Source organism: Ruegeria sp. CDSB029 (assembly GCF_059611125.1).
The window spans coordinates 80,773-96,563 of record NZ_JBXWOX010000014.1 but is presented as its reverse complement, the minus strand read 5'-3'; the positions used below and the strand labels follow the sequence as shown (position 1 = coordinate 96,563).

Sequence of the window (15,791 nt, the reverse complement as noted above, 5' to 3'; positions counted from 1 at the left end):
AATGACTATGTTGAAACATCTCTGGCTGGCTGTAATCGCCGCCTTGATCGCCGCTCCTGCGATGGCGCAAGAGGCGCCCGGGCTGGACGACAAGATCAATCAGGCATTTGCCGATTTCACCGGTCCATTTGTCAGCTTTATTTTTGCGCCGTTTCCGGGAACCAGTTTCCCGTGGATCGTGGGTTGGTTGGTCGTCGCGGCGACTGTCTTCACGCTGTACTTTGCCTTTGTGCAGCTGCGGTTCTTTGGCCATGCGATCAGCCTTGTCAAAGGCGACTACGCCGATCCCAATGACGCGGGTGAGGTCAGCCACTTTCAGGCTCTGGCCACGGCGCTGTCGGGGACAGTTGGTCTTGGTAACATCGCCGGTGTGGCGGTCGCCGTAGGCATTGGCGGACCGGGAGCCACCTTCTGGATGATTGTCGCGGGCCTGTTAGGCATGGCGTCGAAATTCACCGAATGTACGTTGGGTGTGAAATACCGTAACGAATACGAAGATGGCACCGTTTCCGGTGGCCCAATGTACTATATGTCCAAGGGCTTTGACGAGCTGGGCCTGCCTGGAGGCAAGATTCTGGCCGTCCTGTTCTCGATCTTCTGTATTCTGGGCGCGCTGGGCGGGGGCAATATGTTCCAGGCCAATCAGGCTCACCAACAGATTGCGGGCATCACGGGCGACTATCCCGGATGGATCACAGGGGTTGTCTTTGCAATCATCGTGTTCCTTGTCATTGTGGGCGGCCTGAAATCCATCGCACGGGTGACCGAAAAGGTCGTTCCGTTCATGGGCATCCTGTATGTGGCCGCGGCATTGGTGATTATCATCATGAATGCTGATCAAATCGGCTGGGCGTTCGGCCAGATTTTCGCAGGTGCCTTCACCGGCCTCGGCGTCGCTGGTGGTATGGTCGGGGCACTGATCCAGGGCTTCCGGCGTGCCGCGTTTTCGAACGAAGCGGGCGTGGGTTCTGCGGCGATTGCGCACTCGGCTGTTCGGACCAAAGAGCCGATCACCGAAGGGTTCGTCTCGTTGCTTGAGCCGTTCATCGACACGGTTGTGATCTGTACGATGACTGCGCTGGTGATCATCATCACCCAGCAGCTGATCGTCGATCCGGAGACCGGCAATTACATGCTGAACGAAGCGGGCAATGCTATTGCGACTGTTGATGGCAACTCGGGCGTCAGCCTGACCTCGGCAGCCTTTGGTAGTGCCTTCAGCTGGTTCCCATATGTACTGGCGATTGCGGTGGTCTTGTTTGCCTTCTCAACCATGATCAGCTGGTCCTACTATGGCCTCAAGGCCTGGACTTACCTGTTCGGGGAAGGCCACGCCAAGGAGCTGGTGTTCAAGGTCATCTTCTGCATCTTCGTTGTTATCGGCGCGGCGGCCAATCTTGGCCCTGTCATCGACTTCTCGGATGCGGCAATCTTTGCGATGGCGGTCGTGAACGTGTTTGCGCTCTACTTCCTGATGAAGGTGGTGCGTGAAGAACTGGCCAGCTATGCGAGTCGACTAAAGACTGGCGAAATCCGCAAATTCGAACACTAAATCAAACCACCGGGGCGGCCTTTGTCGCCCCGGTGCCTGATCAGCCTGTAAAAAGCGCAGATTCTGGTCCAAACCCCCTTGCCAGTATAGTCGAACTTGCGTAAACGGCGCTTCTGATCGCGTGACCGGCCGAGATGGCATGCCGAGTCGCGTCTGAAACCGAACCCCGAAAGGAGACGGAAATGCCTAAGATGAAGACAAAGTCGAGCGCCAAAAAGCGCTTTAAGGTGACTGCGACCGGTAAGGTCCTTGCTGGCCAAGCCGGTAAACGTCACGGCATGATCAAGCGGACCAAGAAATTCATCCGCGACGCCCGTGGCAACACCACCCTGTCCGCCCCCGACGCCAAGATCGTCAAGGGCTACATGCCCTACGACCGCTAAGAGGAGATTAAGAGATGTCCCGCGTTAAAGGTGGAACCGTAACTCACGCCCGTCACAAGAAGGTTATCAAGGCCGCCAAAGGTTATTATGGCCGCCGCAAGAGCACCTTCAAGGTTGCCCGTCAGGCCGTCGATAAGGCGAACCAGTATGCAACCCGCGACCGTAAGAACCGCAAGCGCAACTTCCGCGCGCTGTGGATCCAGCGTATCAACGCTGCTGTCCGTTCGCATGACGAAGCACTGACATATTCCCGCTTCATCAACGGCCTGACCTTGGCCGGTATCGAAGTGGACCGCAAAGTTCTGGCCGACCTGGCCGTGCACGAACCGGAAGCGTTCGGCACGATCGTCGCCAAAGCTCAGGCCGCTCTGGCTGCTTGATCCTCTTTCGAGAGACAGTGAATGAAGGGCCGTCCCGTTTGGGGCGGCCTTTTTCATTGATAGCCGAAAGTGAACTCAGCAACACTTCGGTAAACTAAAGCGCATAACGTCCATGGTGATGCTCGGATAGATTATTCCTGCGCTGGTGGTACCGCCCGTTGATAAAGATGCCACGTGGCGTGGCCAAGGATCGGCAGTGTGAAGATCAGGCCCAGAAATGCCGGAACCAGCGACAACAGCATGGTAACCGAGATGATCGCAGCCCAAGTGAGCATGACACCCGGGCTTTCCGCGACGACGCGCAAAGAAGTCAACATGGCGGAAACAAAATTGGTTTCCCGGTCAAGCAACATGGGCATGGCAATGACAGTGACCGAAAAAAGGACCGCCGACAGAAATGCGCCGACGCAAGTTCCGATGGCGAGGAAGGCCCAGCCCTGAGGCGTGAAGAATACGGTATTCAAGAACCCTTCAAAATCCGAAAAGGATGCGTTTTGCAGGGTGATCGCAAGCCAAAGCCGGATCTGGTAAATCCAAACCCAGAAAATGAACAGGGTGACAAAGGCCATCCATCCCATTTCGCGTTTGCGCTGATTGGCCATCACAGTCAGGATTTCTGACCAGCCGAACCTCTCTCCGTTCTGCAACCGACGGGACATTTCGTAGAGCCCGGCGGCAGCGAAAGGCGCGACCAGCGGGAATCCAACAATGGCGGGAATGATCATCCAGATCTTTCCAAGCCAGACCAGACTCCAAACCATCAGGATTCCGAAAACCGCATAGAACAGGCCGAAGAACCCACTCATGAAGGGGCGCGCCAGAAAGTCGGAAAACCCTGCCTTCAGCGACTCGGTGACATCACCTGTAGTTACCTTGTTGATTTGGGGCATGGCCGCATGTTGCGGCGTCATGTTGTCCGGTGGTGTGGACCCTGTAGTTTTGGATGCCATGACACACTCCTCTCAAAGAATGGTGTCGCGCTGGGTGGTCTGCCAACTTGCTATGCGGTTAAGCAGACATCCTTCCTGAAACAAGTCTGCATCAGTGGCGGCATAACGGCAAGAGTAAGGATGGCGGCCAAACTTTGGCTGGCGAGTTTTGCTAATTTCAACGGAGCCATAAGCCTATTTGTTTGGGTCTTTCTTCACCAACTGCGCCGCAAACGCCACGCCGGTTCCCGGACCGGCATAGGTGACCATGATCACGTCATCCAGGTAGACCCCGTTGAAAATCCCCGCCGAGACGTCTTCGCCCGAAATCCCAGCCTCGGCCAGAACAAAGCGGGTGGGGTCGTCCAGACTGAAAGTGCCCATAGCTTCTTCTACGACCCACTCTTCATCGCCGATACGCCGCCAGCGGTTGGTGGCAGTGATGAGATTGCCGTCCAGTTTGGTGACTTCCAGCTCCATCTCGGTTTTCAGCAGACCTTTCCCGTGATTTGGGTTCGATTTGGCGAAGGCCACCAGATAGGTGCCGTGCCAGGTGCCGACGATCTGGGGAAAGCCGCTGCCTTCATCAGCGCTGGAAGGGGTGGTGACCGCAAGGGTGGCCACGGCGGCGAGGCTTCGGATGAGCTTGAGTACCATTGGACACGTCTCCTGCATGGGGTGTGATAACTACAGGGTACTGGAGTAGACGCATTTGACAAACCCATATGCGTAAACACAAAAAACCGGCGCGGGTGGCGCGCCGGTTTAAGTTCATCTGCCGTGATTGCGTGAGTGGTGGCAGATGTATTCAGTTAGGTTCAGCCGAATACACGACCCAGTGCGCCGTCGACCGCGTCGGTGATCTGGTCGATGTCGTCTGCGGTTGCAATCAGTGCAGGCGAGAAGCACAGCGTGTTGTTGCGGCTGGGGATCGAACGGTTGGTGGCACCGATGATGACGCCCTGCGCCATACAGTCGGCAACGACCGCCTGAACCCTTTTCTCATCCATTGGCTCTTTGGTGGCCCGATCGGAAACCAGTTCGGCACCCAGGAACAGGCCCTTGCCGCGTACGTCGCCGATGACTTCATGCTTTTCCATCAGCGCTTGCAGGTTGCCCAACATCCGGTCGCCCATATCAATGCAGTTCTGCAGCAGGTTCTCGTCTTCGATGATGCGCATGTTTTCGATTGCCGCAGCTGGACCGGCGGTGCAGCCACCAAAGGTCGAGATGTCGCGGAAATAGCTCAGCGGGTCCGACATGTCGTCTTTGAACATGTCAAAGACTTCCTCGGTGGTGACCATCACGGCAATCGCCGCATAGCCCGAGGCAACGCCTTTGGCCATGGTCACGAAGTCCGGCTTGATCCCGTACTGCTGGTACCCGAACCAGGTGCCGGTACGGCCTACGCCGCAGACAACTTCGTCGATATGCAGCAGGATGTCGTACTTTTTGCAGATTTCCTGCACGCGTTCCCAGTAACCTTCGGGCGCTTCAATCACGCCACCACCGGCGGTCACAGGCTCAAGGCACAGCGCACCAACGGTTTCGGGGCCTTCGCGCAGGATCACCTCTTCGATGGCGTCCGCGGCTGCTTTGCCGAATGCCTCGCCGGACAGGTCTTCCAAGCCCAGCTCGTGCTTGCGGTATTCCATGCAGTGCGGAACGCGGACGAAGTCAGGTGCGAACGGGCCGTACTGCGCCGTACGCTCGTCCTGACCGCCTGCAGACATGGTTGCCAGGGTCGAGCCGTGATAGTCGCGGTCACGGTAAAGGATCTTGGTTTTTTTGCCGCCATAGCGCTTGTGCGCGATCTGGCGAACCATCTTGAACGCCTTCTCGTTCGCTTCGGAACCGGAGTTGGTGTAATAAACGCGGCTCATGCCCGGCATTTTGCTGATCAGCTTTTCAGCAAAGATCGAACCGGGGATAGACCCTGCGGTATTGGCGAAATAGCACAGCTTCATCAGCTGGTCGTGAACCGCCTTACAGATCGATTCGCGGCCATAGCCGACGTTAACGGTCCAGACGCCACCGGACACGGCATCCAGATGCTCTTTGCCGTTCTGGTCCCAGACACGCATGCCTTTGCCTTCGACAATGATCTTCGGATCGTTGCTTTCCAATGGCTTATGCTGCAGCAGGTGGTGCCAGATATGGGCGCGGTCGGCTTCGACCACGTGCGAGAGATCGTTTTCGTTGAACGTGCCGTCCATGACATGTCCTTTCAGAATGGCTGGGGCGCGGGCGGCGAAAAGGGCCGTCCCGGCTTTGTGTTTTCGATGGCTCAGATCACCGCGAAAGCTCTGTCGGAGATAGGGCCAGATTGCACCATCCCGTAAATCCAGTCCATGGCCACGCCGTATTTTTACGGGTTTGTCAGAGGAACGACTTTGTGCTCAATTCGCCGGAACCGCAGAGGGAGGGTCAGCAAATGACACAAGCCAGCATCTACGAGCGTCATTTGGACAAATGTCGGGCAAACTATACACCGTTGTCACCGCTGAGTTTTATCGAGCGGACAGCGCACATTTACCCGGATTATCCTTCCGTGGTTTACGGCGCGCGTCGCTATACATGGGCTGAAACCTATGCCCGCTGCCGCCGGCTGGCAGGCGCATTGTCCGCACGCGGAATCAGCGCGGGCGACACGGTTTCAATCATCGCGGCCAACATTCCGGAAATGTATGAGGCGCATTTTGGCGTGCCGATGGCGGGCGCTGTTCTGAATGCCATAAACACCCGATTGGACGCACCGATCATTGCCTTCATTCTGAATCACGCAGAATCCAAAGTCCTTCTGGTCGATCCCGAGTTCTCAGGCGTGGTCAAAGAGGCGCTGGAACAGGTGGATCACGATGTACTGATCGTCGATATTGAGGACCCGAGCTTTGACGGTGGTGAGAAACTGGGCGGCGTAACCTACGACGCCTTGCTGGCCGAGGGCGACCCTGAATTCAACTGGTCACTACCCAATGACGAGTGGGACGCGATCACGCTGAACTACACGTCAGGTACAACCGGCAATCCGAAAGGTGTCGTGTATCACCACCGAGGGGCCGCGCTGAATGCACAGTCGGACCTGCTGGACTGGAATATGCCAAAGCACTCGGTCTATCTGTGGACCCTGCCGATGTTCCACTGCAACGGCTGGTGTTTCCCCTGGGCGATGGCCGCCAATGCGGGTGTTTCCGTCTGTCTGCGGGCCGTGCGGGACGAACCGATTTATGCTGCATTCCGGGATGAGAAAGTAACACATTTCTGCGGAGCACCGATTGTTCTTAACATGCTGGCCAATGCGCCCGACCACCTCAAGGATTTCGATCATGAGATCAAGGTGATGACCGCTGGCGCGCCGCCGCCCGCCGCTGTGATCGAAAGCATGGAAAACATGGGTGTCGAGGTCACTCATGTATATGGTTTGACCGAAACTTATGGCCCCTCCGTTGTCTGCGCGTGGAAAGATGAATGGAACGGTAAAGAGGCCAAGGAACGCGCCGCTCTTAAGGTCCGTCAGGGTGTCCGCTACTCCGCCCTGTCCGGGCTTATGGTTGCCGACCCGGACACGCTGGAACCTGTGCCCGCAGATGGCGAGACGATGGGTGAGATCTTCATGCAAGGCAACGTCGTTATGAAAGGCTATCTGAAGAACGCCGACGCCACGGACAAAGCGTTCCGAGGCGGATGGTTTGCCTCGGGCGATCTTGGGGTGATGCATCCGGATGGCTACATCGCGCTTAAGGACCGGTCCAAGGACATCATCATTTCAGGTGGCGAGAATATTTCGTCGGTCGAGGTTGAGGATATCCTTTACAAACACCCGGCCGTTATGGAGGCAGCCGTGGTCGCGCGCCCGGACGACAAGTGGGGTGAAACACCCTGTGCGTTCGTTGAACTAAAGCCTAACGCACAGGCGAGCGACGCGGATATCATCGGCTTCTGTCGGGAAAACATGGCCCATTTTAAGGCCCCCAAAACGGTGGTGTTTGGACCTTTACCCAAGACCTCGACTGGCAAGATCCAAAAGTTCAAATTGCGGGATCAGGCAAAGGCGCTGACTTAAGCGCCCACCTTGTCAAAGATCGACAGATCAAGATCCAGCATTTCACCCATCCAGATGGCCCGGTCCCGATGATCCGCCAAATGGTCGCCGGTTTCGGGGTGGGTGAAAACGGTCAAGCCTCGACGGTTCAGCATCAGCCACGGCATGACTTGATCGAACGCGTCCGGGCCAAAGCCCAGCTGGCAGCTCCATCGCGGGTGGGGGCCTACATTCTTGGCATGCATGCGCCCCATCTGAACAGGAAACAGGCCGGCCACCTCTTCACAGACCTGTCGGGCAATGGCTTGCGTATTTGCGTCGTAATAGACATGGGCGTGATAGCCGGTGATCTCTGACATTGGGGCCTCTTGCATACGTTTCGAACAAGATATGGCGCTGCAAATGGTATTGCCACTCGCGCCGTCACACAGGCTCTGTGCGCCAGGTCAAGAGGGTGCGTGGAAGTCTGGGTGGGCTGCGGCAAAGGCTGGATGTTCGGCACAAGCGACCTCGGCGCTTAGACTGCGCGGCAAATCCGATAAATCCACGTCCCAACGGCGCGCATTATACATTTGCGGGACCAGACAAACATCGGCCAGTCCGGGCTTGGTTCCGGTGCAATAGGGCGCTTGCTCGAAACCCTCGAGAAGCGCCTCAAAAGCCAGAAGGCCGGGGCGAATGAAATGGCGCATCCAGTTACCGGGCATACCGTCAGCACCATCACTCAGCGCGGTCGCATACTGCGCGACGGACAAGTTGCAGACCGGATGCACATCAACCGCGATGGATTGCGCCAAAGCCAGCGCATGCGCCCGGGCCGCCGGTTCCGGAGGCAACAGTCCAAGGCCGCGCGTTTGGTCAAGATAGTCGATAATGGCCAGAGATTGTGTCAACCGCAGCCCGTCAATCTCGAGCACGGGGACCAGCCCCTGTGGATTACGCGCCAAGTGGTTGCCGGACCTTTGTTCGCCCGCTGTCAGATCAATTGAAGCGGCTCGATAGCTGATCCCAGCCAGGTTCAGTGCGATGCGCACCCTGTAGCTGGCCGAAGACCGCCAAAAGTCATACAACACCACGCCGCTCATCATCGATCTCCTCAGTTCGTCAGGTGTCCTTCAGCGTGGCGGCTTTCAGGGCGCTAGACAATATATTTGCATTGCCGATGTGATTGGCCAGGACCAGAACCAGACGTGCATTCAGGGCGTCGCTGTCGGCTTTGACCAGCCCATCATGCGCCGCCACCAAATCGGCATAGAAACCGTCGGCATTTTCAAGATTGGGGGAAAGGATCAGATCGGTCATGTCGCTCACTCCTTACCTGTTGCCCGGCGGATCGCCTGCCGGAATGCGTTTTCTTCGAACGTGTCGCGACGGGCTGCAACGTGTTGGTCAGGCCTGATCAGGTACACCGCGCCTGTGGCATCACCCAGATACCTGCGCTTCAACTCCAAAGACAGGTCATCCTTGACCGACAGGGCCAGCCGCGTCGCCTGTACACCGCCCTCTTCGATAGTGTCGGGTGCATCCGCATCTATCGTCAGCAGCGTGAATTTTCCGGCCAACTTGGGCAGCAAAAATTCATCACCCAAAGGCGCGTCGGGGCAGGCGGAACCGGGGCGCGTGATCTCTGGCCCGGTCAGAGCATCCGCAGAACTCAGCGATGATCCGGAATATGCGCATGGTGTGCTCAACCGGCCGGAATTGACCAGCGGGCGCGCAAACGCGTAGTGCTCGCTGAGGTCCAAAACCGCATCCCGTAAAAGACGCGACATATCGGATTTGGGCGTGATAAATTCCGTCGATAGGGTGGACATGCGTATATTCTCATCAGCGGCTTCGACCCGTTCGCGGTTGTAGCTGTCCAGCAAAAGCTCGGGCGCGTCGCCGTCAATAACCATCTTTAGTTTCCAGCACAGGTTGTCTGTGTCCTGCAGGCCAGAGTTGGCCCCGCGCGCGCCAAAGGGGCTGACCTGATGAGCGCTGTCGCCAGCAAACAAAACGCGACCATGGCGGAACCGCTCCATCCGACGGCATTGGAACGTATAGATCGAGACCCATTCAAGTTCGAAATTGATCTCTTCGCCCAACATCGCCTTAAGCCGGGGGATCACGTTTTCAGGTTGTTTTTCCTGCTCGGGATCGATGTCCCTTCCTAGTTGCAGGTCGATCCGCCACACGTTGTCGGGTTGTTTGTGTAGCAGGGCAGACTGTCCGCGATTGAACGGCGGGTCGAACCAGAACCAGCGTTCGGTCGGGAAGTCCGCCTGCATCACCACGTCAGCGATCAGAAAGTTGTCTTCGAATACGCGGCCTTCGAAATCCAAGCCGAGCATGCGGCGGGTTGGCGAGTTTGCACCGTCACAGGCAATCAGCCAATCCGCCTCAACGTTATAGGGGCCTTCGGGAGTTTCGACTTCAAGCTTGACGTGATCGTTGTGGGTACCGACGGCTTCGACCTTGTTCTGGCCGCGAATTTCAATCGGCGCGCCCTCGGCCTGCAGTTCCCGTACCCGTTCAACTAGCGCTTTTTCAAAATAGTATTGTTGCAGGTTGATGAAGGCGGGGTGCGCATAGCCCGCGTCGGGTTGCAGGTGAAACTCATAGACCTGCCGGTTGTCAAAAAAGACTTTGCCGGCATCCCACAGCACGCCTTTATCGACCAACTTAACCCCGGCGCCCAGACGGTCGGCGATTTCCAGAGACCGCTGTGAAAAGCAGATCGCTCGGCTGCCAAAACTAACCTTGTCATTGTCGTCCAGCACGACGACGGGGACCCCTTTCTGGGCCAGATCAATGGCCGCGGCCAACCCAACCGGGCCGGCACCAATCACGATAACCTTGTGTCGTACCGAGCTTGCCGTGTCCTGATCCGGGCTGCGTTGATAGGCATAGAGTGGAACTTCGAAAATATTGTTCATGGGCTCTCCCCCGATACTCAGGCGCCGTGGGCGCACTAGATCCCGCCCTCTGGCACGCACGCGCCAGAAGGCCTTGCCCTATGATTCCACCTATTTCCCCTGTGCAAAACGATCTGGATCAAGTTTGCTCGTCTTCTTCAGCCCTGCAGGGCCTCCCACATCTCCAAGTCGCGCTGGGCGGTCCAGATACGGGGCGTGTCAATGCCGCGGGCTTCGTCATAGGCGCGGGCGACATTGAAAGGCAGGCAATGTTCGTAGATCGCGTAATCGGCGAATTTCGGATCGCACTCTGCGCGCACTGCATCCCATGCCTCTTTCAGAGATCCTCCGCGTGCCGCCACTTTCGCAGCCGGGCGGTAGGTGCTTTCGACAAAGTCACGAGTGTTTTCGATCGCTGCATTGACCATGTCCTTGCCAACCAGGGCGTTTCCGCGACCAGGTGCGATGGCATCGACGTCGAACCACTTGATTTCATCCAGCGTATCGCCCCAATCGCTGAAATGCCCGTCACCGCAATAACAGGCCGAGTGGTATTCGACGATGTCACCGGTGAACATGACATTCTGGTCGGGTACGTGAATGACGATATCACCTGCGGTGTGGGCGCGGCCCAAATGCATAAGATCGACCCGACGATTACCCAGATAAACCGTCATCGTGTCACTGAATGTGGTGGTGGGCCAGGTCAGGCCGGGGATGCTTTCATGGCCTTCAAACAGGCGGGGGAAACGCTGAAACTCGCTGTCCCAGTCCTCTTGCCCGCGTTCAACGACCATGGCGCGCGCCATGTCCGACATCAGGACCTGCTGCGCACCAAGCGCACTGGCACCCAGTACGCGAACCGCGTGGTAGTGGGTCAGCGCAACGTGGGTGATCGGTTTGTCGGTGACGGACCGCACACATTCGATCACCTTGTTGGCCAGGCGCGGGGTCGCCTGCGCCTCGACAATCATGACGCTATCATCGCCGATGATGACGCCTGAATTCGGATCGCCTTCGGCGGTGAAGGCATAAAGGCCCTCGCCGACCTCCGTGAAAGAGATCTTCTTTTCCGACATGTCCCCTTGGGACGCGAATGCCTTGGACATGATGAGTTCCTTATCGGGCGTATGGGTTTTCAAGGGCGGGCAGCAGGGTCCCGACACAGTCGCCAAACCCGATGGTGTAACCTTTGCCCTTGGCAGCACCTGTCAGGGTCAGTGTGTCACCGTCCTCGATAAAAGTGCGGGTTTCACCGGTATCCAGCGTCAGCGGTTCCTTTCCGCCCCAGCTGAGTTCCAACAGCGAGCCCCGCTCTGATTTTGTTGGACCGGAAATCGTGCCAGACCCAAGCAGATCGCCCGTGTTCATTGGGCCGCCTGAGGTCGAATGGTGTGCCAGTTGTTGGGCGGCCGAGTAGTACATTTCGTTGTAATTTGTTCGGGCAATGACTGTGGCGTCCTTGCCGTCGGGCTCCATCGTGACCTCCAAATCAATGTCATACAGCATCGGACCGCAGTCTTTGATGTGATCCAATAACTCGAATTCACGCGCAGGCGTGTCGCAGCGAAAGGGTTCCAGTGCCGCCTTTGTCACAATCCACGGGCTGATCGAAGTGGCTGTGGCTTTGGCTTGAAACGGCCCCAAGGGTTGATATTCCCAGGCCTGAATATCGCGTGCGGACCAATCGTTCAGCAGAACGTAGCCAAAGATGTTGTCGTCGGCCTCCTGAACCGAGATGGGTCCGTCCGAGGGTGTACCGACAATCGCGCCCATCTCAAGCTCGATGTCAAAACGACGGCTAGGTAGAAAAGCGGGCATGTCATGGTCGGGCGACTTGAGCTGGCCCCAGGGCCGACGGATATCGGTCCCCGACACGACAACGGATGAAGCCCGGCCGTTATACCCGATGGGGATATGCAACCAGTTTGGCGGAAGGGCATTTTCCGGTCCGCGGAACATGGTGCCGACGTTTTGCGCGTGGTGACGTCCGGCATAGAAATCGGTGTATTCGCTGACGGCGAAAGGCATGTGCATTTCGGCGTCGATCTGAGCAATAAGCAACGGTTCAACCTGCGCCTGTTCTTCGGCGCCTTCGGCCAATAATGCGGTCAGGCGGTTGCGCAATGCAGCCCAGACGGCAGGACCTTCCTCCATCAGCGGGTTCCAGAAAGGCAGGTCAAAGAGCGGCTCGTCGGCCAGTTCGATCAGACCATTGGTCTCAGCGGCGGTGACATCCAGGATCATGTCACCAATCGCGACGCCACAGCGCGGATCGCCGCCTTCGGTCGAGAAAACACCGTAAGGCAGGTTGTTCAGGGGAAAAGGGTTATCGGCCTCATTGGCCGAGGCCACCCAGGATTTCATCAATGGCATGTATTCAGACCTCTTTTGGGTGTCACTTTTTGCCCGGTGTGCCGTCGAACTTTTTCTCAAGCGACGTCCAGCAGTCGATGTAGTCATCCTGCAACGGGGCTTCGTTGGCTGCAAATGGTGTCAGATGCTGCGGGAAACGGGTTTCGAACATGAAGGACATCGTGTTGTCCAGCTTGTCTGGCCCGAGGTTGGCGTTTGATGCTTTTTCAAACGCCTCCCGATCCGGCCCATGCGGCAACATCATGTTGTGCAGGCTCATGCCGCCCGGAACAAACCCCTGCGGTTTGGCGTCGTACTGGCCGTAAATGTTGCCCATCAACTCAGACATGATGTTCTTATGATACCAGGGCGGGCGGAAAGTATCCTCGGCCACCATCCAGCGTTCGCGGAACAGGACAAAGTCGATATTGGCCGTGCCTGGTTGCCCCGAGGGCGCGGTGAGGACAGTAAAGATCGACGGATCGGGATGGTCGAATAGAATTGCACCGACCGGACAGTAGGTGCGCAGGTCATATTTGTAGGGCGCGTAGTTCCCGTGCCACGCCACCACGTCCAGCGGGCTTTGGCCGATCTTTGTGGTATGGAACTGCCCACACCATTTGACCGTCACGGTCGAAGGCACCTCGCGGTCTTCAAACGCCGCCACCGGAGCCTTGAAATCGCGTGGGTTGGCCATGCAATTGGCCCCAATTGGACCGCGGCCGGGCAATTCGAACTTCTGGCCGTAGTTCTCGCAGACAAATCCGCGCGCCGGGCCTTCCAGCACCTCGACACGGTACACGAGGCCACGGGGGAGAATGGCGATTTCCTTGGGTTCCAGATCAATGATTCCGAGTTCGGTCGCGAACCGCAGGCGACCTTCCTGTGGCACCACCAACATCTCGGAATCGGCTGAGAAGAAATAGTCATCCTCCATAGATTCGGTGACCAGATAGATGTGGCTGGCCATGCCCACCTGCGTGTTCACATCCCCCGCCGTTGTCATGGTGCGCATGCCGGTCAGCCATGTCAGCCCGTCATCGGAATGAGGCACTGCGTCCCAGCGATATTGGCCAAGGCTGATCACGTCCGGGTCAACGCAGGGCGCGGATTTCCAATGTGGTAGTTCGATTTTTTCATAACGGTGCGAATGCTTGACCGACGGGCGAATGCGATAGCACCACGTGCGTTCGGGCGGATTGGCTGTAAAAGCCGTGCCGCTAAGCTGTTCACCATAAAGACCGTAGTTGCAACGCTGCGGGCTGTTCATACCCTGCGGCAATGCGCCGGGCAGGGCTTCCGTCTCAAAATCATTTCCAAAGCCGGGCATATAGCCTGCTTGCGTGCCAACGGGCGTGCCGGCTTGCGTCATTTTGTGCGGATCCGTCGGATGGTTCATCCTGTGTTCCTCCAATTGCTGCTTGTCGAGTAATAGTTGATTTTGTAACTAACAAGCATGACTCAGGACAAATCTGCCAAAAAAGATGACTTTGATCTGCAGGAATTCCTGCCGTATCTGCTGAACCGTGCAGCCGAAGAAAGTTCGCTGGAGTTTCAGCAGGTCTATAAGGACCGTTTCGGAATGCTTCGCACCGAATGGCGCGTCTTGTTTCATCTGGGAAATTACGGCGAGATGACTGCGAAAGAAATAGGTGAGCGCGCCAAAATTCACAAAACCAAGGTCAGCCGTGCAGTTTCGAAACTGGAACAGCGCCGATACTTAGCCCGTAATCGCGACACATCCGACCGCCGGGTTGAACAATTGACGCTGACATCCGCAGGTCAGACGGTTTACAGGGATTTGCGCTTGGTGGCCGAGGCCTATGATACAAAGCTTGCTGGCCTGTTTTCCCGGGACGAAGCAGAACTGTTGCGCAAAATGCTTCGGCGTCTGGCGCATATGGATTGACCACTGGTAATTCACCGCCTCAATTCCCAGATGAAGCCCAGAACAAAAATGGGACAAAACATGACGACCTTGGATGCCGATACGGCAAAATCAAGCGATCTGATCAACTGGCTGGTGGCGCGCGGGCTTGAGGGTGTCGAAAAAGAAGAACTGCTGGAGGAGTACTGCAATCGCCTGGTGGAACTGGGCGTTCCACTAATGCGATTTCACGCGGCCCAATCGACCCTGCACCCGATTTATGGCGGAACCGGCTATAGCTGGTATTACGGCAAGGGCGGGGAATATCAAAAGTTCGAATACTCTGAACAACCCAGCGATCAATGGCGTGCTAGCCCTCTGTTTGCTGTTCTGAACGAAGGCGAAAGCGTTGTGCACGAACGGTTGGTGGATCAGAACGAACCAAGCCGATTTCCCTTGCTGAATGAACTGCGCGAACATGGCGCCACTGAATATTACGCGACGGGTGTGTCCTTTGACATTCCGACTCATAATCAGCCGAAGGACGCCAAAAAGGCGGTGAACGGTGTATTGTTGTCCTGGACGTCAAACGCGCCCGAGGGGTTCAAGGACAGCGATCTGGCGCTGATCAATACAGCCCTGCCGCATCTCGGATTGGCTTTGAAATCGGCAAACAACCAGCGGATATCAAAGGACCTGATGCGCGTCTATTTGGGTCGTGATGCCGGTCGGCGCGTTTTGTCCGGCGAGATCAGGCGCGGGTCGCTTCAGCAGATCGATGCAGTGATCTGGAACTTTGACCTTGAGGGGTTCACCAGCCTGTCCGAAGAGCTGCCGGGCGATGCCCTTATTGAGATGCTAAACGAGTATCTGGCCGCTGCGATAGACGTGGTCCACAAATGCGACGGAAGCATCCTCAAGTTCATGGGCGACGGGTTGATGGCCATGTTCGATGTAGGCGAGATTGATGCGGATGCGCGTGCGGCATTGGCGGCCGTCGCCGAATTGGAGGCATCGATGGCGAAACTGAACGCACAACGTTCTGCCGATGGCCTACCTGTGTCGAACTATACGCTGGCCCTGCACGCGGGTGAGATTCTGTACGGCAATATTGGTTCTGAGAACCGCCTCGACTTCACCGTCATCGGCCCGACCGTCAACCAGACCGCGCGGATTGCCGGAATGCACCGATCACTTGGGCAACGGATCCTGATCTCGGACGATGTGGCTAAGGCTGCACGACCTGCCGCGTCAGAGCTGGTCTCTGTAGGTCGTTACATGCTGCGTGGAGTGCCGGAACCGAAGGAACTGTTTACGGTTTACAAGGCGAATGACGCACGGGATTAAGTTTGCGTTTTGTGGCCGAAATTAATCACGGCTTGGGCC

Annotated in this window: 16 protein-coding genes; 6 read left to right on the top strand and 10 right to left on the bottom strand. The window is 57.0% G+C overall.

All coding sequences use genetic code 11. The annotated features are described in order from the left end of the window. Window position 1: 1 nt before the first annotated feature. From AC2FI8_RS16525 to rplT, 3 genes are all read left to right on the top strand, one after another. Window positions 2-1,552, top strand: coding sequence for an alanine/glycine:cation symporter family protein (locus tag AC2FI8_RS16525; protein WP_496780208.1), 1,551 nt, complete (start codon window positions 2-4; stop codon window positions 1,550-1,552). A gap of 182 nt (window positions 1,553-1,734) precedes the next feature. Next, window positions 1,735-1,935 (top strand): 50S ribosomal protein L35, encoded by a 201-nt coding sequence (gene rpmI / locus AC2FI8_RS16520; protein ID WP_010443552.1) that lies wholly within the window; start codon window positions 1,735-1,737, stop codon window positions 1,933-1,935. 14 nt (window positions 1,936-1,949) lie between these two features. Beyond that, window positions 1,950-2,315, top strand: coding sequence for a 50S ribosomal protein L20 (gene rplT, locus AC2FI8_RS16515; protein ID WP_058273348.1), 366 nt, complete (start codon window positions 1,950-1,952; stop codon window positions 2,313-2,315). A gap of 131 nt (window positions 2,316-2,446) precedes the next feature. Here the strand turns inward: rplT and AC2FI8_RS16510 are convergent, their stop codons facing one another. The 3 genes from AC2FI8_RS16510 to AC2FI8_RS16500 all read right to left on the bottom strand — a co-directional run bounded on the left by AC2FI8_RS16510 (window position 2,447) and on the right by AC2FI8_RS16500 (window position 5,460). Further along, on the bottom strand, window positions 2,447-3,265 hold the full coding sequence (locus AC2FI8_RS16510) for a DUF2189 domain-containing protein (protein WP_496767283.1): 819 nt from the start codon (window positions 3,263-3,265) through the stop codon (window positions 2,447-2,449). 174 nt (window positions 3,266-3,439) lie between these two features. Beyond that, entirely contained in the window at window positions 3,440-3,901 is a 462-nt protein-coding gene (locus AC2FI8_RS16505) for a hypothetical protein (RefSeq protein WP_496767282.1), read from the bottom strand. Window positions 3,902-4,062: 161 nt separating this feature from the next. Continuing rightward, complete coding sequence (locus AC2FI8_RS16500) at window positions 4,063-5,460, bottom strand: aminotransferase family protein (RefSeq protein WP_496780207.1); 1,398 nt, start codon at window positions 5,458-5,460, stop codon at window positions 4,063-4,065. A 218-nt stretch (window positions 5,461-5,678) separates the two neighbouring features. On the opposite strand from AC2FI8_RS16500, the gene AC2FI8_RS16495 reads away from it, so the two are divergent. Continuing rightward, window positions 5,679-7,307, top strand: coding sequence for an acyl-CoA synthetase (locus tag AC2FI8_RS16495; protein WP_496780205.1), 1,629 nt, complete (start codon window positions 5,679-5,681; stop codon window positions 7,305-7,307). Here the strand turns inward: AC2FI8_RS16495 and AC2FI8_RS16490 are convergent. The 7 genes from AC2FI8_RS16490 to hmgA all read right to left on the bottom strand — a co-directional run bounded on the left by AC2FI8_RS16490 (window position 7,304) and on the right by hmgA (window position 13,937). Next, complete coding sequence (locus AC2FI8_RS16490; RefSeq protein ID WP_496780203.1) at window positions 7,304-7,645, bottom strand: DOPA 4,5-dioxygenase family protein; 342 nt, start codon at window positions 7,643-7,645, stop codon at window positions 7,304-7,306. The two genes, AC2FI8_RS16495 and AC2FI8_RS16490, sit on opposite strands and share 4 nt — an antisense overlap. 87 nt (window positions 7,646-7,732) lie before the next feature. Further along, window positions 7,733-8,371, bottom strand: a complete 639-nt coding sequence (maiA, locus tag AC2FI8_RS16485; protein ID WP_496780201.1) for a maleylacetoacetate isomerase — start codon at window positions 8,369-8,371, stop codon at window positions 7,733-7,735. Between the two features lie 19 nt (window positions 8,372-8,390). Continuing rightward, the gene (locus tag AC2FI8_RS16480) at window positions 8,391-8,588 is read right to left on the bottom strand and encodes a DUF2783 domain-containing protein (protein ID WP_496780199.1); all 198 of its coding nucleotides are present in this window, start codon (window positions 8,586-8,588) and stop codon (window positions 8,391-8,393) included. Between the two features lie 5 nt (window positions 8,589-8,593). Beyond that, window positions 8,594-10,204 (bottom strand): FAD-dependent oxidoreductase, encoded by a 1,611-nt coding sequence (locus AC2FI8_RS16475; protein ID WP_496780197.1) that lies wholly within the window; start codon window positions 10,202-10,204, stop codon window positions 8,594-8,596. A 137-nt stretch (window positions 10,205-10,341) separates the two neighbouring features. Further along, window positions 10,342-11,292: an MBL fold metallo-hydrolase gene (locus tag AC2FI8_RS16470; protein WP_496780195.1), complete on the bottom strand. Its 951-nt coding sequence runs from the start codon at window positions 11,290-11,292 to the stop codon at window positions 10,342-10,344. A 10-nt stretch (window positions 11,293-11,302) separates the two neighbouring features. Continuing rightward, window positions 11,303-12,559: a fumarylacetoacetase gene (fahA, locus tag AC2FI8_RS16465; RefSeq protein WP_496767268.1), complete on the bottom strand. Its 1,257-nt coding sequence runs from the start codon at window positions 12,557-12,559 to the stop codon at window positions 11,303-11,305. A gap of 22 nt (window positions 12,560-12,581) precedes the next feature. After that, window positions 12,582-13,937, bottom strand: coding sequence for a homogentisate 1,2-dioxygenase (gene hmgA / locus AC2FI8_RS16460; protein ID WP_496780193.1), 1,356 nt, complete (start codon window positions 13,935-13,937; stop codon window positions 12,582-12,584). Between the two features lie 57 nt (window positions 13,938-13,994). On the opposite strand from hmgA, the gene AC2FI8_RS16455 reads away from it, so the two are divergent. Both AC2FI8_RS16455 and AC2FI8_RS16450 read left to right on the top strand, forming a co-directional pair. Then, window positions 13,995-14,447: a MarR family winged helix-turn-helix transcriptional regulator gene (locus tag AC2FI8_RS16455; RefSeq protein ID WP_496780190.1), complete on the top strand. Its 453-nt coding sequence runs from the start codon at window positions 13,995-13,997 to the stop codon at window positions 14,445-14,447. Window positions 14,448-14,507: 60 nt separating this feature from the next. Continuing rightward, window positions 14,508-15,752 (top strand): adenylate/guanylate cyclase domain-containing protein, encoded by a 1,245-nt coding sequence (locus AC2FI8_RS16450; protein ID WP_496727012.1) that lies wholly within the window; start codon window positions 14,508-14,510, stop codon window positions 15,750-15,752. Window positions 15,753-15,791 lie beyond the last annotated feature (39 nt).

Excerpts from the sequence above, each read along its gene's own strand:
- AC2FI8_RS16525 (WP_496780208.1), top strand. The coding sequence starts at position 2 with ATGACTATGTTGAAACATCTCTGGCTGGCTGTAATCGCCGCCTTGATC.
- rpmI (WP_010443552.1), top strand. The coding sequence starts at position 1,735 with ATGCCTAAGATGAAGACAAAGTCGAGCGCCAAAAAGCGCTTTAAGGTG.
- rplT (WP_058273348.1), top strand. The coding sequence starts at position 1,950 with ATGTCCCGCGTTAAAGGTGGAACCGTAACTCACGCCCGTCACAAGAAG.
- AC2FI8_RS16510 (WP_496767283.1), bottom strand. The coding sequence starts at position 3,265 with ATGGCATCCAAAACTACAGGGTCCACACCACCGGACAACATGACGCCG.
- AC2FI8_RS16505 (WP_496767282.1), bottom strand. The coding sequence starts at position 3,901 with ATGGTACTCAAGCTCATCCGAAGCCTCGCCGCCGTGGCCACCCTTGCG.
- AC2FI8_RS16500 (WP_496780207.1), bottom strand. The coding sequence starts at position 5,460 with ATGGACGGCACGTTCAACGAAAACGATCTCTCGCACGTGGTCGAAGCC.
- AC2FI8_RS16495 (WP_496780205.1), top strand. The coding sequence starts at position 5,679 with ATGACACAAGCCAGCATCTACGAGCGTCATTTGGACAAATGTCGGGCA.
- AC2FI8_RS16490 (WP_496780203.1), bottom strand. The coding sequence starts at position 7,645 with ATGTCAGAGATCACCGGCTATCACGCCCATGTCTATTACGACGCAAAT.
- maiA (WP_496780201.1), bottom strand. The coding sequence starts at position 8,371 with ATGAGCGGCGTGGTGTTGTATGACTTTTGGCGGTCTTCGGCCAGCTAC.
- AC2FI8_RS16480 (WP_496780199.1), bottom strand. The coding sequence starts at position 8,588 with ATGACCGATCTGATCCTTTCCCCCAATCTTGAAAATGCCGACGGTTTC.
- AC2FI8_RS16475 (WP_496780197.1), bottom strand. The coding sequence starts at position 10,204 with ATGAACAATATTTTCGAAGTTCCACTCTATGCCTATCAACGCAGCCCG.
- AC2FI8_RS16470 (WP_496780195.1), bottom strand. The coding sequence starts at position 11,292 with ATGTCCAAGGCATTCGCGTCCCAAGGGGACATGTCGGAAAAGAAGATC.
- fahA (WP_496767268.1), bottom strand. The coding sequence starts at position 12,559 with ATGCCATTGATGAAATCCTGGGTGGCCTCGGCCAATGAGGCCGATAAC.
- hmgA (WP_496780193.1), bottom strand. The coding sequence starts at position 13,937 with ATGAACCATCCGACGGATCCGCACAAAATGACGCAAGCCGGCACGCCC.
- AC2FI8_RS16455 (WP_496780190.1), top strand. The coding sequence starts at position 13,995 with ATGACTCAGGACAAATCTGCCAAAAAAGATGACTTTGATCTGCAGGAA.
- AC2FI8_RS16450 (WP_496727012.1), top strand. The coding sequence starts at position 14,508 with ATGACGACCTTGGATGCCGATACGGCAAAATCAAGCGATCTGATCAAC.